Genomic DNA, 15,647 nt, shown 5'->3' on the forward strand with positions numbered 1-15,647 from the left:
CGCGCTAGGGGAGGCGTTCGCCAGGGGAAGGTGTGCATGAGCGATGCCGGACCGGGGCGATCTCTGGCAGCGCGGCGGGGACACTCCTACGACAAGGGGCGTGGCCTGCTCGCACAGGTGTTGTGGGTGGCGGTATCGACGCTGATCTTCACCCAGGTGTGGTGCCCGAATCGGCTGCGGGTGGCGATCCTTCGGCTGTTCGGCGCGAATATCGGTTCGGGAGTGCTGATCAGGCATCGGGTGAGCGTGCAATGGCCGTGGAAGTTGACCGTCGGAAACGACTCCTGGATCGGGACCGGGGCCGAGCTCTACAACCTGGAGCCGATCACGCTCGGTTCGAATGTCTGTGTCTCCCAACAGGCCTACCTGTGCACCGGCAGTCACGACCGCCGGTCGCCGACCTTCGCGTTCGACAACGGGCCGATCGTCGTCGAGGACGGGGCATGGGTGTGCGCGCGGGCCACGATCCTGCGCGGCGTCACCATCGGCGCGCATTCGGTGGTCGGGGCCACCGCACTGGTCAGCGCGGATGTGCCGCCCTATGCGGTGGTGCGGCCACCACCGTCCGTGGTGACGCCACGCTGATGCGGATTCTGCACCTGGTCACCCTGGTCTCACCGGAGGGCGCCTACGGCGGGCCGGTGCGGGTGGCGTTCAATCAGGCGGCGGAACTCCGTGGGCGCGGCGACGAGGTGACCGTCGCGGGCGCGGCGCGCGGATACGACAGGCCGCCGACAGCGATCGGCGAGGTACCGGTGCGGCTGTTCCCGGCCCGGACCCTGCTTCCCGCAACGGGTTTCGCCGGACTGGCAGCCCCAGGCCTGTGGCGATGGGTGCGCCGGCACGGCCGCGATTTCGATATCGTACATATCCATCTCGGCCGCGATCTGGTCACCTTGCCCGCCGCCCTCGCGGTCCGGCGCGCGGGCACGCCCTACGTCGTACAGCCGCACGGGATGATCACTCCGAGCGCGCATCCCCTAGCCGCTCCCCTGGATGCGGGCTGGACCCGCAAGGTCCTGCGGGATGCCCGCGCCGTCTGCTTTCTCACGCCGGCCGAACGCGACGATCTCGGCGCGGTCGCCGGTCCGCGGCTACCGCTGGTGCACTTGGACAATGGCGTGCCCGGCTACCCGCCCGCCGCCGGGACAGGTGTGCCCGAGGTGCTCTTCGCCGCCCGCCTGCACGCCCGCAAGCAGCCGCTCGCCTTCATCGAGATGGCAAAGGCGTTGCTCGCCAACGGAACCGACGCCACCTTCACCCTGGCCGGGCCCGACGAGGGGGAAGGCCCGGCGGTGCGGGCCGCCCTCGGGTCCGATCCCCGGCTGCGGTGGGTCGGACCGCTCGACCCGGACCGGATGCCCGAACGGATGGCCGCGGCCACCGTGTTCGTGCTGCCCTCGGTGCGGGAGCCGTATCCGATGGCGGTGCTCGAGGCGATGTCGGTCGGTCTGCCCGTGGTGATCTCCCCCGACTGCGGTCTCGCGCCACTGGTCGAGCGGACCCACAGCGGGATCGTGACGACCCCGGCACCGGCACAACTCGCGGCGGCGGTCGGGTCCCTGCTCACCGACCGCGGCCGAGCCCGGGCAATGGGCGAACGCGGCAGGCAGGCCGTGGCAACGGAATTGGGAATGGCGCGCATCGGTGACGCGCTGCGCGAGATCTATGCCGCGGCGGCCCGATGACCAGGCCGAAGGCAGCCGATCTGGCGGCGGCGCTGCTCGCGATCGTGATCGTCGCCGGGCTGGTGTTCGCGCTGCGGACCGAGCCGACCGGACACGGCGAGAGCACCCCGGCCCGGCTCGTCGTGCCGGAACAGACCGCACCGGCCGCCCTGTTCATCGGCGACTCGTATACCGGCGCAAGCATGCTCGCCGAAATGTCGTACGCCTGCCAGGCCGCGGTCCGCCTGCGCTGGCTCTGCGATCCGGCTTCCATGCCCGGCACCGGGTACATCAGCGGCGGCCCGGCCAATCGATTCCACATCGACTATCTCGGCGACTCGACCTCGTTCGACGAGCGCGTCCAGCAACTGGCGCACACCGCCGCACCGAACATCATCGTGCTCGACGGCGGCCGCAACGATAAGTTCGCACCGGTCGAGGACGTATACAAGGCCATCCGCGGCACCGCCTACGACGCGCACAATGCCTGGCCCGCAGCCAAAATCGTGCTGGTGCGCCCACGCTTCCTCAAAACTCCCGCCGACGACCTCGGTTTCGACGACGACTTCTTCGACCGCCTGAAACAGGAACCGGCCCTGGAGGGCGTGACGATGATCGATCCGATCGCGTCACTCGCGGGCAGCGACACCACCGCGCTGCTCGGCCCCGACGGCATGCACCCGAACGCGGCGGGCAACCTGCGCATCGCCGACGCCCTGGTCGACAGCCTCACTACCGAAGGATTGGCGGCGGCGCGATGAATTCCACTGTCCCGCAAGAACCCGCAGCCCTGCCGCAGTACTGGTCGCTGCTACGGCGGCGTTGGCGCTGGGTGGTGTGGGGAATCCTGGCGGCTTTGGCGGCCACCACCGTGTTCCTGCTCGTGCGGCCCCCGGTCTACCGGTCGCAGGCGACTGTGTTCATCAGAACGCCGGGCGACGTGAGCCGGGTCATCGACGGCGGCGACTCCTACGCCAAGGCGCGCGGGCGCACCTATGCGGCGCTGGCCACCAGCCCGGATCTCGCGGCCGTCGTGGTCGGCGATCTCGCCGTCACCGCCGATCCCGTTCGCTTCGCCGAACGCATCTCCGCGTCCAGCCGGACCGGGACCGTGCTGATCGATATCGCCGTCACCGGGCCCACTTCCGACGAGACCACCCGCACCGCCAAGGTCTTCCTCACCGACTATGCCGCGCTGGTCCGCACGCTCGAATCGGTCCCCGGCAGCCAGGTGCCGCGCGCCGAACTGGTGGTCGTCAACCAACCGAGCCGACCCGAACGCGAAGTCGCTTGGGGCATACCGATTTACGCCATCGTGGCCGCGGCGGCACTGATCGGGGCCGTGCTCGGCGCCGGTGCCGCCGTGGCGCGGCGGCTGCTGGAACCCGAGTCCGAGCCGGAACCCGCTATCGAAGCCGAGGCGAACAGGTGAAGCTGAACCAATTCGTTGCCCAACTGGGCAGGTACTGGGCGACTTTCGGCGCGGTCGCCGGGCTCGTCGCGGCCGCGGGCATCTGCCTGGCGGTACTGAGCCCGCCGCGCTACGTCTCCACCACCCAGCTGTTGGTGACCATCGAGGGCTCGACCACCGCCTCGGCCTATGAGAACGACTCGGTCGTCAACGGCCGGGTCACCACCTACGTCGCCCTGCTCAGCACCGACGCGGTCGCCCAGCGCGTCGTCGACAAGCTCGGGCTGACGCAATCGGCGCACGATCTGGCCGGGGAGGTGAGCGCGACGGTCGTACCGCCGAAGACGGCCATCATCGATGTCGCGGTGACCGATTCGTCCGCCGACCGCGCGCACCGCATCGCGGCCACCCTGGGCACCGAATTCATCGCCTACGCCGACACTGTCGAGACGCCGACCGGTGAGGACCACCAGCAGGTGCACACGAAGGTCGTGACCGCGGCGAGCACGCCCGGCAGCCGACTCCCGGGACAACTCGCGCTGGGCGGGCTCGGCGTCCTGGCCGGACTGCTGCTCGGCGCGGTCGCGGTGTGGATTCGCGGGCGCACCGATCCGATCCTGCGCACCACGGCGACAGCGGGTGTTCCGTTGCTCGGCACGGTGGCCCCGGTGCCCGTCCCCTCGGAGCAGGAATTTCTCGGCTACCGCGGACTGCGGGCGCACCTCGAACAGCTGACACCGGCACCCGCGGTCTGGGTGATCGCCAGTGCCGCAGGCGAAGCCGAGGTGACGACCGTGGTGCACAACCTGAGCGACGCCATCGAACGGCACGGCGGAAAGCCGGTGATCCTCAGCGGCGACAGCACCGACCCGGCCGCGGCCAGGGACCAGATCGATCCCGCACGACCCGACCACACCCATGTTCTCCTCGCCGCGCCGCCGGTAACGAAAAGCGTGTCGGCATCGGTGTATGGAGAGTTCGCGGACGGTGTGATCCTGCTGGCCGCGCTCGGCGCGACGCGGCGGCGAGATGTGCGCGAGGCGGTCGCGCAACTGCGATCGGCGGCGGTCGCGGTGCCGGGCATCGTGGTGGCAAATACGTGGAAACACAATCGAACTGAAGGATGACGTGGTGTCGTGTAGTTTCGGCCTTCGGGTCGGCTTCGCGATGTTCGAAGGGGGAAGTTGACGTGGATTTGTTCGATGTCGCGCGCTCGTGTGCCCGCCGCTGGTATGTGATCCTGCCGCTGATGATGCTGTGCCTGCTCTACGGCAAGCACACCTACGAGGCGGCGAAACCGGTCTACTACGCCAACGCCGTAATCGGTTTCGCGCCACCGAGTTACCGCATCGACACCGCACCGGCCGGCGAGGCCGTCCGGCGCAACGGGCTGCTGGATGTCGGCGGCGCGACCCTGCTGGCGAACCTCGCGGCCCTGGGACTGCGGCAGCCCGCGGTGGTGGACAAGGTGGTCGCCGGTGGCGGCCAGCCCAACTACGTCGCCCGCATGTTCCCCATCACGACCGGCTCCTCGCAGATCCCGCTGGTCATGCTCGAGGAGACCTCCGCCGACCCGCAGGCGACCGCCAAAACGCTGGAACTCGTCACCGCACAGGCGGATTCGACGCTGCGGGCGCTGCAGCAGAACGCCCAGGTCCCCGAGGACCAGATGGTGGCCTCGTTCACCGTGCAACCGCCCAGCACCCCCGTCGCCGCCCTGCCGTCGCGCACCCGCTCGACGATCTCGGTGCTCGGCGCGGGCATCGGACTGTCCATCCTGCTCGCCGTCCTGCTCGATGTGACGCTCGAGCGGATGAAGCGCAAGCGTCGCCGCCCCGAACCGTCCATCCCCCTCGGCACGGGTGAACCGGCGGCAACCAACAACCGGGCTGCGACGTCGATGTGAGTACCGCCCAAGTCGTCGCCGAACGATCCGGCGTCGGTGAACGGCAGCCGGAAACCAAACCGTGGACCCTGGCCGTCCTGTGCGTGCTGATCCCGGTGCTGCCGGCCTACGTCATTCCCGGCGGTCCGCTCAAAAGCAATGGCGCACCGGCGAAGGTCCTCGCGGTCATGTTGTTCGGGCTGGTCGTGCTCGGCTTCCTCGCCGGTCGCCGGGAACGGCCGGGGCGGCGGTTCAATCCCGGGGTGGTAGTGATACTCACCTTCTTCTTCACCTGGGTGATGATCTACGGGCTCGGGCTGCTGCACATCGACGATCCGCTCATCGAGGCGGCCAAGGCCCGCGCCATCATCGCCCTGGTCGCGAACGTCGGTGCGGCGCTCTACGTCTTCACCCGGATCAAGACCAGCCAGGACCGCGACTTCGTGCTCGGCGCGCTGCTGATCGGGCTCTCGTTCGAATGCGCGGTGGGGCTGCTACAGGGCATCAGCACACTGGACCTGCGATTCGTGTTCAAGCCGCCGGGTTTCATCGTCAATGCCGAGGACCTCACCCTCACCGAACGCATCGGCGCGAAACGGGTGATCGGCACCGCGCAGCACGCCATCGAATTCTCGGTGCTGGCCGTGGCGGCGGTACCGCTGGGAATCTACTTCGCGCGCAACGCCCGGCGCACCGGCGTGCGGGTGCTGTCGGCGCTGGCGGCGCTGCTCGGGCTGGCGGCGATGCCCGCCGCGGTCTCGCGCTCCGGCGTGATCTCGCTGGCGGTCGCGCTGCTGCTCTACATGTTCTTCTTCCGGGTGCGCGTCATCGTGACCGCCGTGGTCGCGCTGGTGATCGCGATCGGCGCGTACATCGTCATCTTCCCGACCGTCGTGGACGCGTTGTGGCGCACTATCACCGGTTCGGCCGACGATCCGAGCATCAAACACCGCACCGAGGATTACGCGGGCGTCTCGCAGATCTTCCACGACCACCCGTATTTCGGGCTCGGGCTCGGCGGGCAACCCCACCTGCTGGACAACGAATGGCTGCAGACCGTGGTGCAGGGCGGTGTGGTCGGGATCGCCGCCATGATCGTGCTCAGCGGCGGGGCGATATTCGGGATATCGGCGAGCCTGCGCGCCGCGCGCACCTCGCGCGAACGGGAGCAGGCGTACATGCTCGGGGCGGTGGTGGCCGCGATCCTGGTCTCCAGCACCACCTTCGACCTGTTCTACTACCAGCAGGCCACGATGCTGTTCTTCATCGGAGTCGCCCTGCTGTGGACGACCTATGGGATTCCGCTGCCGGGGCAGGGTCTGCTCACCCTCCCGTGGCGGAGACCTCCCCCGCCGGACGGCACCCCGCCTCCGCCCGACGAGAGACCGGTGGCCGCCATGAAGACACCCGTACCCGAGGTCGAACCGCCCGTACTCGAGACGGCTGTGCCCATATCCGACCCGAAAGTGCCTGCGGCCGAAGAGATACCGCCCCCCGCGGGCAAGGGCCTGTCGTCGGGCGTGCGCTGGACCAGTGTCTCGATGGTCGGGCGCGAGATCGCCCGCACCGGGTTCACGGTGCTGCTCGCACGGCTGATCGGACCGGACGCGTTCGGCGTCGTCGCACAGGCGACGGTGTACCTGGGGATCCTGAGTCTGCTGCTGGACCAGGGATTCGCCAGCGCGCTGATCCAGCGGCCGAAGCTCGACCGGTACATGCCCGGCGCGACCATGACGATCAACATCAGTGTGGGCGCGGTGCTGGCCGCCATCACCGTCGCGATCGCACCGGCCTGGGCGGCGTTCATGCACACCTCGGACCTGAAATGGGTGCTGATCGCGATCGCCCCGAGCCTGGTGGTGCGGGCCGCGGCCATCACGCCGCGCGCGATGTTGTGGCGCGAGATGGAGTTCCGCAAGAACGGCATCGCCGACTTCTCCTCCGCGCTGATCGGCGGCGCGGTCGGACTCGCGGTGGTGCTCGCCGGCGGCACCTACTGGGCGCTGGTGGCTCAGCTGGTCACCACCGATGTGGTCATCGCGGTGATGCTGATCGCGGCCGCGGGCTCGTGGCCGAACCTGCGCCTGGGCCGGCTGCGCGAGATCGCCGGATTCTCCTGGCGCGCGTTCGCCGGTGCGGTACTGCTCAATTCGCTCGCCCGCAATGCCGACAACCTGCTCATCGGCCGCTTCCAGGGTGCCCAGTCGCTGGCCTTCTACGCCCTCGCCTACCGGCTACTGCTGCTACCGGTGCAGCTGGGCGTGCAGAGCATCGGGTCGGTGCTGTTCCCGCTGTTCGCCCGGCTCGCCGAGGATCTGCCCGCGCTGCGCGCGGAACTGGCGCGCGCCACCCGATTCATGGCGCTGCTCGCCCTGCCCGGCATGGCGCTGATCGCCATCGCCGCGCCCCAGCTCATCCACCTCGTCTTCGGATCCGCCTGGGCGCCCGCGATTCCCGTCATCCGGGTGCTGGCGATGGCCGGTGCGCTGCAAGCGGTGTACCAGCCCTCGACGATCCCGGTGATGCTCGGCCTGGGGTACGCCAAACTGCAGTTGCGGTACGCGGTCCTGTGCACGGTGGTGTCGATCGGCGGCATCGTCGCGGGCCTGCCCTTCGGCCCGTTCGGCGTCGCCGTCGGCTACAGCGCGGCCACGGTCGCGCTGGTCCCGGTCGAATGGCTGGTGCGCAAGCGCGCGGCCGGGGTGAGCCTGCGCGAACAGTTCGCGCTCCTGATCCCCGGTCTGCACATCGCCTGCTGGGTGGCCGCGGCGTACGCGGCAGTGGCGCTGGTGCTGCACGGCCACAACTTCGCGATCCTGTGCGGCGGAACGATATTCGCGCTCGCTGTCGGCGTCGGGGTGTTGCGGCTGGCGTACCGCGCTCAGTTCGAGGAGATCCTGCACCTGGCACAGCGACTCCTGGGTAAGCGCGGCAGCCCGGTCAGCGCCTGACACCTACTCCATGCCGCGTTTGCCCGGCGTCCAGAACGGCTTGGTGACGATCGCGCGGCGCGGCCAATCACGTTCGCGCATGAGGTATTTGGTGATGAACTGGATGGTGCGAGCCTCACCGGCCAGGTAGGCGATACCGGGGCGGTCGGGCAGGTTCAGGTCGGTGACCGCGGACAGCAGCGTCGCCGACGCGGCGGCGGAGGCGGTGCCGCGCAAGGGATGCGCGAGCTCGGTGCTGCGCGGCAGCGGGAGGCGGTCCTCGATGGTGGCGGTCTCGATCGCGCCGAAGACCGGCACGTCGGCGGGGATCGCGCGCAGCATGGCGCCGAAGGCGACCGCGGCGGTCTCCTCACCGGCGAACAGGTGGTAATCGGCGTTCGGGTGCAGGATGAAAGAGCCCTCCGGGGGCCGGAATCGGACGAGTTGGCCGGGGACGACGGTGCGGCCCCAGCGCGCGCCCGGGCCGTCGCCGTGATCGAGCAGGCACAGGTCCAGCCAGCCCGCCTCGGGATCGTGCTCCCACACCGAATAGGTGCGCAGATCGCCGATGCGTGACATCAGCCAGTCCGCGGACGGGTCGCCGGTGGCGATGCGGATCTGCTGGCCGGGCAGGCAGGCCAGGCCGCGGGTATCGGCGACGCCGATGCGGACGCGGGTCATGCGGGCGGCGACGCGCTCGGTCTCGAGGACCTCGCCGGTGCGGAAGAACCGGTCGAGGACTCGGCCCTGGAGGCCGCGGGAAGGAGCAGGGGACGTGGCGGGATTATCTATGTGCGCCATGGGAATACCTTCGAACGGTCGAGTGCCGGGCAACGGTCACTTCGGACGCCGGCCGCGTTGCCGGCGCTGTTGTCGGTGCTGCTCGCGATGATGGAGTTTGACGTCGACGGCAAGTTGCGCCAATTCCCGGGTGGCCTTGATCAGCACCTCGCGCACCTCCCCGATCACCTGCGGATCACCGTGTGAGTGCACGATCGCCGAGACCGCGGTCTTGAACAATCGCAGTGCGGGACCGGCGATCTCGGCGGCGTAGGGGTCGCGAAACGCGCCCCATTCACCCCGCTCGGTGGCCCGCGCCCAGATCCGGTCCAGCTGCTCGCCCTGCGTCTCGACCTCGCCGTGGCCCGCCTCGGTGGCGTGGAAAACCTTTCGGCTGCTGACGATTTCGAGTTCGACCAGGCCCTCGTCCTCGAGCTGCTGCAAGGTCGGATACACCGCGCCCGCGCTGGGCCGATAGACCCCCGCGCAGCGGTCCTCCAACCGCGACATCAACTCGTAGCCGTGCCCGGGTTGTTCGGCGATCAACGCCAGCAGCGTCAGGCGCAACTCCCCCGGACCGAAGAACCGCCCCACGGCCGGCCCCGGTCCGAAATCGGAACGTCGTGGACTCACGACTCCAAAGATATGTCTTTAGATATAGCGGAAGCAAGGAAAAGGCAGGATCCCGTGCACCCGGGATTCAGTGCACCTGACGCTCGCTGTCACCCCAATACCGCTTGCGCAGTTCCCGTTTGAGAATCTTGCCCGCACCCGACACCGGCAGCGCGTCGACCACTTCCAGGCTGCGCGGGGCCTTGTAACCGGCGATGCGTTCCTTGACGTGTGCACGGATCTCCGCCAGCTCGACGGTGTGTCCCGGGTGGCAGACCAGCACCGCGTGCACCCGTTCGCCCCAATCCCCGTCGGGCACACCGATGACCGCACAGGCCGCGACCGCGGGATGCGCGGCGAGCGCGTTCTCCACCTCGGCCGAATACACGTTCTCGCCACCGCTGACGATCATGTCCTTCACCCGGTCGACGATGTAGAGGTAACCCTCGTCATCGAGATAGCCGCCGTCGCCGGTATGCAGCCAGCCGTCGCGAATGGTCGCCGCGGTGTCCGCCGGGCGGTTCCAGTACCCGAGCATCACGTGCCCGCCCCGCACCACGATCTCACCGACCGAGCCGGGCGCGACCTCGGCACCCTCCGCGTCGACCACGCGCACTTCCGAATGCGGCACCGCGCGGCCCGCCGAACGCAGCCGCCCGGCCAGGTGATCGGCGGGGCTGAGCAGCGTGGCGATCGGCGCGAGCTCGGTCATGCCGTAGGCCTGGCAGAAGCCTGCCGCCGGAAAGACTTTCATGGCCCGCTCCAGCACCGCCGCGGGAATCGGGGATGCGCCGTACATGATCGTGCGGATACTCGACAGGTCGTGGTCGGCGATCTCGGGATGATCGACGAGCATCTGGATCATCACCGGCACCAGCACGGTCTGGTGCACCGCGTGCCGCGCTATCGCGCGCATGGTGGTGACGGCGTCGAACGCGGGAATCATCACGTGCGTATTACCCAGCAGCACTTGGCCGTACCAGCCCGCCAGGTCCGCCAGGTGGAACATCGGCGCGGCATGCAGGAAGCGCTGGCCGGGTTCGAACAGGAATCCGGTCGAGATGCCGCCCAGGGCCGACACCGCCAGATTCGTGTGCGAGAGCATGACGCCCTTGGGATGTCCGGTGGTGCCGCCGGTGTAGAAGATGCCCGCGAGGGACTCCCCGCCGCGGCGAGCGTCGGGGATCGGCGGCGTCGCGGCCACCAACTCCTCGTAGGACAGCATGCCCTCGGGCAGCATCCCGTCACCGCAGTGGATCACCGTGCGCAGGTTCGGCGCAGCCGCCCGGATCGCGGGCAGCAGCGGCGCGAACGCATCGTCCACCAGCAGCACACCGGTATCCGAATCCACCAGGGAGTACGCGATTTCCGCGGGACTCCAGCGAATATTGATCGGGTTGAGTACCGCGTCCGCCCACGGCACGGCCAGCAGATACTCGTGGTAGCGGTCGGAATTCAACGCCAGGATGGCCACCCGGTCCCCGGTGGCGACACCGATCTCGCGCAGCGCTCCGGCCAAGCGCGCGACCCTGTCGGCGACCTCGGCGAAGGTGCGGGTGCGATCGCCGCACACGGTCATGATGCCGGTCGGGTGCTGCTGTACGGCTCGGTGCAGGCCCTGGGTGAGATACATGCGAGTCCTTGTGGCGAAGTACGAACACGGTGGCGTGGGTTACACCTCACGAGTCTCGGGGTTCCTGTTCCCCCAGGCCATGGGATGCGCTCCGAACTGCGCCGCATCAGGTTTGTTGGTTTCTCCAAACCGGCGTCGTATCGTCGAGTAGGAGATGGCATCGCACTCCCCCGACCCGCACCCCTCCGCTCGGCAGCGCCTGCTCGAGCGGGTTCGTGCCGACTGCCCTCGACTGGCCGACGACATCGCCCGGCGGGCCGTCGCGGAGATCCCCGACTACGGCGGCACAGCCGCGGCGGATCTCGTCCCCGTCACCTCCGCGATGCTGCGGCAAATACTGGACGCGCTGAGCGAGCAACGCGATCCGAGCGCGGCGGAATTGACGGCGTTCGCCGAGTACGGGCGACTGCGGGCGCACCAGCGCATCTCCCTGGAAGGGGTGCTGCGCGCCTGGCGCATGTCGATTCGCCGACTGCTCGAGGAATTCGACAGCGTCGCCACCGATTCCGGGTCCGACGACCACCTGCTGCTCGGACTCACCCGGGAGACGCTCGACCTCGTCGACAGCGCCATCCTGGCCTTCTCCACCGGGCATCGGGAGGTGGAACTCGAACGCGCGGGCCGGGATCGGCAGGACCGCGCCGACTTCACCCGGGCGCTGCTGCTCGGCACGCTCACCGCCACCGATCTCCGGCAGCGGGCCCCGGCCTACGGACTCGACGTCGACCACGACTATCGCGCCTTCCGCACCCACGCGACGGCCGACCTGTTCCCCGCCGACCTGGTACGCCACCTGCGCCCCTTCTCGCTCACCACCATCGACGGCGACCTCGCCGGAATCACCGACCGCACACCCGAATTCGCCGTCCCCTTCGCGCTCGCCTTCGGCCCGCCCGCCCGTCCTCAACGGCTCGACCACTCGTTCCGCCTGGCCAGCCGCACCCTCACCACCGCCCGCACCTTCGGCCTCACCGGCCCCCACGATTTCGACGATCTCGGCCTGCTCCCGGCCGTCCTCGCCGACCCCGACCTGGGCGCCGAACTGGCCCGCCGCTACCTGACTCCCCTCGGCCACGGTGACGCCGCCACCATCCTCACAGACACCGTCGAGTGCTACCTCGACACCGGCCTCCGCATCGACGCCACCGCCCAGCGACTGATCGTGCACCCCAACACCGTTCGCTACCGCATCGGCCGCTTCGAACACCTCACCGGCTCCGACCTACGCCGCGCCCACATCGGCGCCGAAGTGTGGTGGGCCATCCACTACCGCAAGGCCAACCCTGGATAGGGTGCAGTTCATGACCAATGCGCGCCGGCTGGCGGTGGCCGTGATCGCCGGGCTGTCGATAGCGGCAGTGCCGGCCTGTTCCTCGACAGACGGTTCGGCTCCGACATCGACGCCCCAGGCAACCACCTCGACGGCAGCGCAACCCGCACCGGCGGGCGGACTGACCATCACGGGAGCCGTTCAAAATCCGTTGACGCTCACCGCCGACCGCCTGCGCGGATATCCCGTTCAAACCCAGGCGGTCACCTTCGACAGCAGCCAGGGCAAGCAGTCCCACGAATATCAGGGAGCCCGCCTCACCGACCTGATCGCCGACGCCCACCCGCTCACCGACAAAACCGCGAAGAACCCCGAACTACGACTGGCCGTCCTGGCCACCGGATCCGACGGCTACCAGGCCGTCCTCTCCTGGGCCGAATTCTCCCCCGACTTCGCAGCAAAACCGATCCTCGTCTCCTACACCGAAGACAGCAAACCCTCCCCCAGCCTGCGCCTGGTAGTCCCCGGCGACGCCAAGGGCGGCCGCTACGTCGACAACCTCGTCAACCTCCGCGTCGTGGATCTGGGTACCGCCCAACCGAAATGACCTGTATCCGGCTCAGGGGGCATCGGTCGTGGATCGGAAGGCGCTGGGGGCGGATCCGGTTTCACGCTGGAACATGACCGAGAACGCCGCAGGCGTGTCGTAACCCAGTTCCGCCGCGATCGCGGTGACCGTTCGTCCCGCGGCAAGCGCACGCAGGGCGTGGCCGACGCAGGCTCGTTGCCGCCACTGCTGGAAGGTGAGACCGGTCTGCGCGCGGAAAGTCCGGTTGAATGTCCTGGTGCTGACCCGCATTCGCAAAGCCCAATCATCCGGCGTGGACCGGAGAGTCGGGGCGTGCTGGAACTCCTCACACAATGCACGCAGGTCCGGGCGGGTGGGCAGCGGTAGCTCGAAGGGCAACGGCGTCAGGGTCCGCAGCTCATAGAGAATCAGATCGATGAGCGTGCCGTCCCGTCCACGCCGGGCATACCGGGCAGGCATATCGACAGCGGCCAGGATCAACTCGCGCAACAGCGGCGACACGTCGACAACCCGGCAGCGCGCCGGAAACCACGGCACCACACCGGGTTCCAGATAGAGGCTGCGGGTACTGACCCCCTCCATCAGCACCGCGTGATCAACCTCCGGCGGAATCAGCACCGCGCGCCGGGTCGGGACCGTCCAACTCCCGTGAGCGGTGTCGACCCGCATGATCCCGGTCGCCGCGTACAGCACCTGCGCGCGGCGATGGCGATGCGCGGGCAGCGGATGCCGCGCCGGATAGTCCGTACCGATCGCCAGCACCGCCCGGTCGAGCGAATCGACCTCGGCCACCGGAATATTGCGCACTCCGGTCACCCTATCGAGGTGTCGGATTCTCACCCAATTCTGGCTGAACATCGAATGTGCGCCGTATCCACGGGACCATATGGTGCCTCGGTGATGACGTCCTTCCTGATTCTGCTGTTCTTCGGCTGCCTCACCGGTGCGACCACCGTTCTCTTCGGTTTCGGCGGCGGGTTCGTCACCGTCCCCGTCGTTTACGCCGTGACCGCCGGGGCGCACGCCATGCATGTGGCGGTCGCGACGTCGGCTGCGGTGATGATCGTGAACGCCTCGATCGCGACCGCCACGCACGCCCGCTCCGGTGGGTTGCGCTGGGAGTATCTGCGCCCCTTAGCCGGCTGGATCGCGCTCGGTGCCGCCGTCGGTGCGATGGCGGCGGGCGTGGTGCCTGATCGGACGCTGAGGTTGCTTTTCGCCGTCTACCTGGTGATCGCCATCGCCGACATCGTGCTTCGGGACGGGTTTCTCACCACCACCGGCCGTGCGGGGGCACCGGCAGCGGTGGGATCGATGGTGAGTGGGTTCGGGATCGGTGCGGCGGCGGCGTTTCTCGGGGTCGGGGGCAGTGTGCTCACCGTTCCGTTGTTGCGGCGCAAGGGATTACCGATGATGCAGGCCACCGCGCTGGCCAATGCGCTGAGCCTGCCGGTGGCCGTCGTCGCCTCGATCGTGTACTTCGGCGATATCGATCTCACGGCTGCGGCAGGGCTGCTGGCGGGGGCGCTTCCGACCATTGCGGTGGTCGAGCGATCGCTGTTCCGGGTCCCGGATCGGGTCCACGCGATCGCGTATCCGTCGTTCCTGACCGTGGTCCTGATCGGGATGGTCGCGGCCGTATCACCTTGGTAGCGGGAGCAATTCGACCAGGGTGCCGCGGGCGGTTCCGGTGGGGAGGAGGGCTAGGGCTTGGGCTTGGAGTAGGGCGGCGAGGTGGGCGGTGCCGTGGGTTGGGGTGGCGCGCCAGACGCCGCCTTCGACCTGGCGGACGGGGAGGATGCGGGTTCGGTTGTTTTCCGGGGTGGCGGCGTCGGCGATTCGGCCCCAGGAGGATGCCGGGTCGGCGCGGCGGGTGAGGGCTCGGACTAGGGAGCGGCCGGTGACGAGGGTGGCGGCGATGGCGGCGAGGGGGTTTCCGGGGAGGGCGAGGAGGGTGCGGCCGTCGGGGAGGCGGGCCAGGAGTTGGGAACCGCCTGGGCGCATACGGATTCCGTCGATGAGGATGTGTGCGCCGATCTCCTCGAGTACGGCGCGGAGGTGGTCGGCGGCGCCGTGGCCGGTCGCGCCGACGGTGACCGCGAGTTCGGCGTCGGTGTCGATGTCGAGCCAGGTCCGCAGTAGGGCGTGGTCGTCGGGTAGTCGGGTCAGGCCGCGCACGCCGATGTCGCAGTGGGCCAGGTAGTGCGGGAGTACCGAGCCGAGTGCGTCGCGGGTCTGGCCGGGGGCGAGGTCGCCGGTGGCGCGGATCTCGTCACCGGTGAGCAGGACGTCGGCGCGCAGCGGGCCACGAACCATGGCGATGGGGGTTTCGGCACTCTGCGCGACGGAGATCACGCTCGCGTCGACTCGCGTACCGGCGGGGGTGAGTTCATCACCGTCGGACCAGGATTCGCCTCGTAGCCGGGTGTCGTTGCGGCGGGGAGCACCGGGCAGGAGTGCAATGGCGGCGTGCCCACCGGCCCGGCCACCGCAGACATGCTCCGATCGGATCACCGCCGTGGCCCCGGGTGGTGTCAGCGCGCCGGTCACGATGCGGACGGCCTCACCGGCGGCGAGGGTGATGCCGGAACGTCTTCCCGCGGTACAGGTTCCGATCAGCACCCGCCACTGGGGACCGGGCCCGTTGACGGCGAACCCGTCCATGGCCGCGGTGTCGGCGACCGGCAGATCGGTGCTCGCCCACAGCGGACCGGCCAGGGTCGCGCCCAAGGCTTCGGAGAGTGCGGTGTAGCGCTCGCGGATCGGCGACAGTTCCGACCGCAGCACGGCATCGATCTCGTCCACGGCCACATCGACTCTGGTCGGTGTCTCCACGGGTCGGTCCTGTACCGCGCTCACGCATCAGACCT

Annotated in this window: 15 protein-coding genes; 10 read left to right on the forward strand and 5 right to left on the reverse strand. The window is 69.1% G+C overall.

From position 1 onward, the window contains the following. Positions 1-36 precede the first annotated feature (36 nt). The 7 genes from ACFXHA_RS10895 to ACFXHA_RS10925 all read left to right on the forward strand — a co-directional run bounded on the left by ACFXHA_RS10895 (position 37) and on the right by ACFXHA_RS10925 (position 7,914). Positions 37-585 carry a colanic acid biosynthesis acetyltransferase gene (locus ACFXHA_RS10895; RefSeq protein WP_379355333.1) on the forward strand — a complete coding sequence of 183 codons (549 nt, stop codon included), beginning with the start codon at positions 37-39 and terminating at the stop codon, positions 583-585. Then, positions 585-1,688: a glycosyltransferase gene (locus ACFXHA_RS10900; protein WP_379355335.1), complete on the forward strand. Its 1,104-nt coding sequence runs from the start codon at positions 585-587 to the stop codon at positions 1,686-1,688. Before ACFXHA_RS10895 ends, ACFXHA_RS10900 begins: the two co-directional genes overlap by 1 nt. Continuing rightward, entirely contained in the window at positions 1,685-2,428 is a 744-nt protein-coding gene (locus ACFXHA_RS10905) for an SGNH/GDSL hydrolase family protein (protein ID WP_379355337.1), read from the forward strand. Before ACFXHA_RS10900 ends, ACFXHA_RS10905 begins: the two co-directional genes overlap by 4 nt. After that, entirely contained in the window at positions 2,425-3,099 is a 675-nt protein-coding gene (locus tag ACFXHA_RS10910) for a YveK family protein (protein WP_379355339.1), read from the forward strand. The genes ACFXHA_RS10905 and ACFXHA_RS10910 overlap by 4 nt, the downstream gene beginning before the upstream one ends. After that, a complete protein-coding gene (locus ACFXHA_RS10915; RefSeq protein ID WP_379355341.1) occupies positions 3,096-4,205 on the forward strand; it encodes a hypothetical protein in 1,110 nt (369 codons plus the stop codon). Before ACFXHA_RS10910 ends, ACFXHA_RS10915 begins: the two co-directional genes overlap by 4 nt. Positions 4,206-4,267: 62 nt before the next feature. Then, positions 4,268-4,984 carry a hypothetical protein gene (locus ACFXHA_RS10920; protein WP_379355343.1) on the forward strand — a complete coding sequence of 239 codons (717 nt, stop codon included), beginning with the start codon at positions 4,268-4,270 and terminating at the stop codon, positions 4,982-4,984. Beyond that, entirely contained in the window at positions 4,981-7,914 is a 2,934-nt protein-coding gene (locus tag ACFXHA_RS10925; protein ID WP_379355345.1) for an oligosaccharide flippase family protein, read from the forward strand. The genes ACFXHA_RS10920 and ACFXHA_RS10925 overlap by 4 nt, the downstream gene beginning before the upstream one ends. Positions 7,915-7,917: 3 nt before the next feature. Here ACFXHA_RS10925 and ACFXHA_RS10930 read toward each other — a convergent pair whose 3' ends face one another. From ACFXHA_RS10930 to ACFXHA_RS10940, 3 genes are all read right to left on the reverse strand, one after another. After that, positions 7,918-8,694 (reverse strand): siderophore-interacting protein, encoded by a 777-nt coding sequence (locus ACFXHA_RS10930; RefSeq protein ID WP_379355346.1) that lies wholly within the window; start codon positions 8,692-8,694, stop codon positions 7,918-7,920. A 36-nt stretch (positions 8,695-8,730) separates the two neighbouring features. After that, complete coding sequence (locus ACFXHA_RS10935) at positions 8,731-9,306, reverse strand: PadR family transcriptional regulator (protein WP_379355348.1); 576 nt, start codon at positions 9,304-9,306, stop codon at positions 8,731-8,733. Positions 9,307-9,373: 67 nt separating this feature from the next. After that, positions 9,374-10,918 (reverse strand): long-chain-fatty-acid--CoA ligase, encoded by a 1,545-nt coding sequence (locus ACFXHA_RS10940; protein ID WP_379355350.1) that lies wholly within the window; start codon positions 10,916-10,918, stop codon positions 9,374-9,376. A 154-nt stretch (positions 10,919-11,072) separates the two neighbouring features. Between ACFXHA_RS10940 and ACFXHA_RS10945 the strand changes: the two genes are divergently transcribed. Together ACFXHA_RS10945 and ACFXHA_RS10950 are read left to right on the forward strand one after the other, a co-directional pair. Further along, entirely contained in the window at positions 11,073-12,209 is a 1,137-nt protein-coding gene (locus tag ACFXHA_RS10945; RefSeq protein ID WP_379355352.1) for a PucR family transcriptional regulator, read from the forward strand. 10 nt (positions 12,210-12,219) lie between these two features. After that, positions 12,220-12,795, forward strand: coding sequence for a molybdopterin-binding oxidoreductase (locus tag ACFXHA_RS10950; protein WP_379355354.1), 576 nt, complete (start codon positions 12,220-12,222; stop codon positions 12,793-12,795). A 12-nt stretch (positions 12,796-12,807) separates the two neighbouring features. On the opposite strand, the gene ACFXHA_RS10955 is transcribed toward ACFXHA_RS10950, so the two are convergent. Continuing rightward, positions 12,808-13,584 carry an AraC family transcriptional regulator gene (locus tag ACFXHA_RS10955; protein ID WP_379355356.1) on the reverse strand — a complete coding sequence of 259 codons (777 nt, stop codon included), beginning with the start codon at positions 13,582-13,584 and terminating at the stop codon, positions 12,808-12,810. A 93-nt stretch (positions 13,585-13,677) separates the two neighbouring features. On the opposite strand from ACFXHA_RS10955, the gene ACFXHA_RS10960 reads away from it, so the two are divergent. Further along, positions 13,678-14,430, forward strand: a complete 753-nt coding sequence (locus tag ACFXHA_RS10960; protein ID WP_379355358.1) for a sulfite exporter TauE/SafE family protein — start codon at positions 13,678-13,680, stop codon at positions 14,428-14,430. On the opposite strand, the gene ACFXHA_RS10965 is transcribed toward ACFXHA_RS10960, so the two are convergent. Further along, positions 14,419-15,636: a molybdopterin-binding protein gene (locus ACFXHA_RS10965; RefSeq protein ID WP_379355360.1), complete on the reverse strand. Its 1,218-nt coding sequence runs from the start codon at positions 15,634-15,636 to the stop codon at positions 14,419-14,421. The genes ACFXHA_RS10960 and ACFXHA_RS10965 overlap by 12 nt on opposite strands. Between the last annotated feature and the right edge of the window lie 11 nt (positions 15,637-15,647).

The sequence above is a fragment of the Nocardia sp. NPDC059240 genome, assembly GCF_042753865.1.
Classification (GTDB): Bacteria; Actinomycetota; Actinomycetes; order Mycobacteriales; family Mycobacteriaceae; genus Nocardia.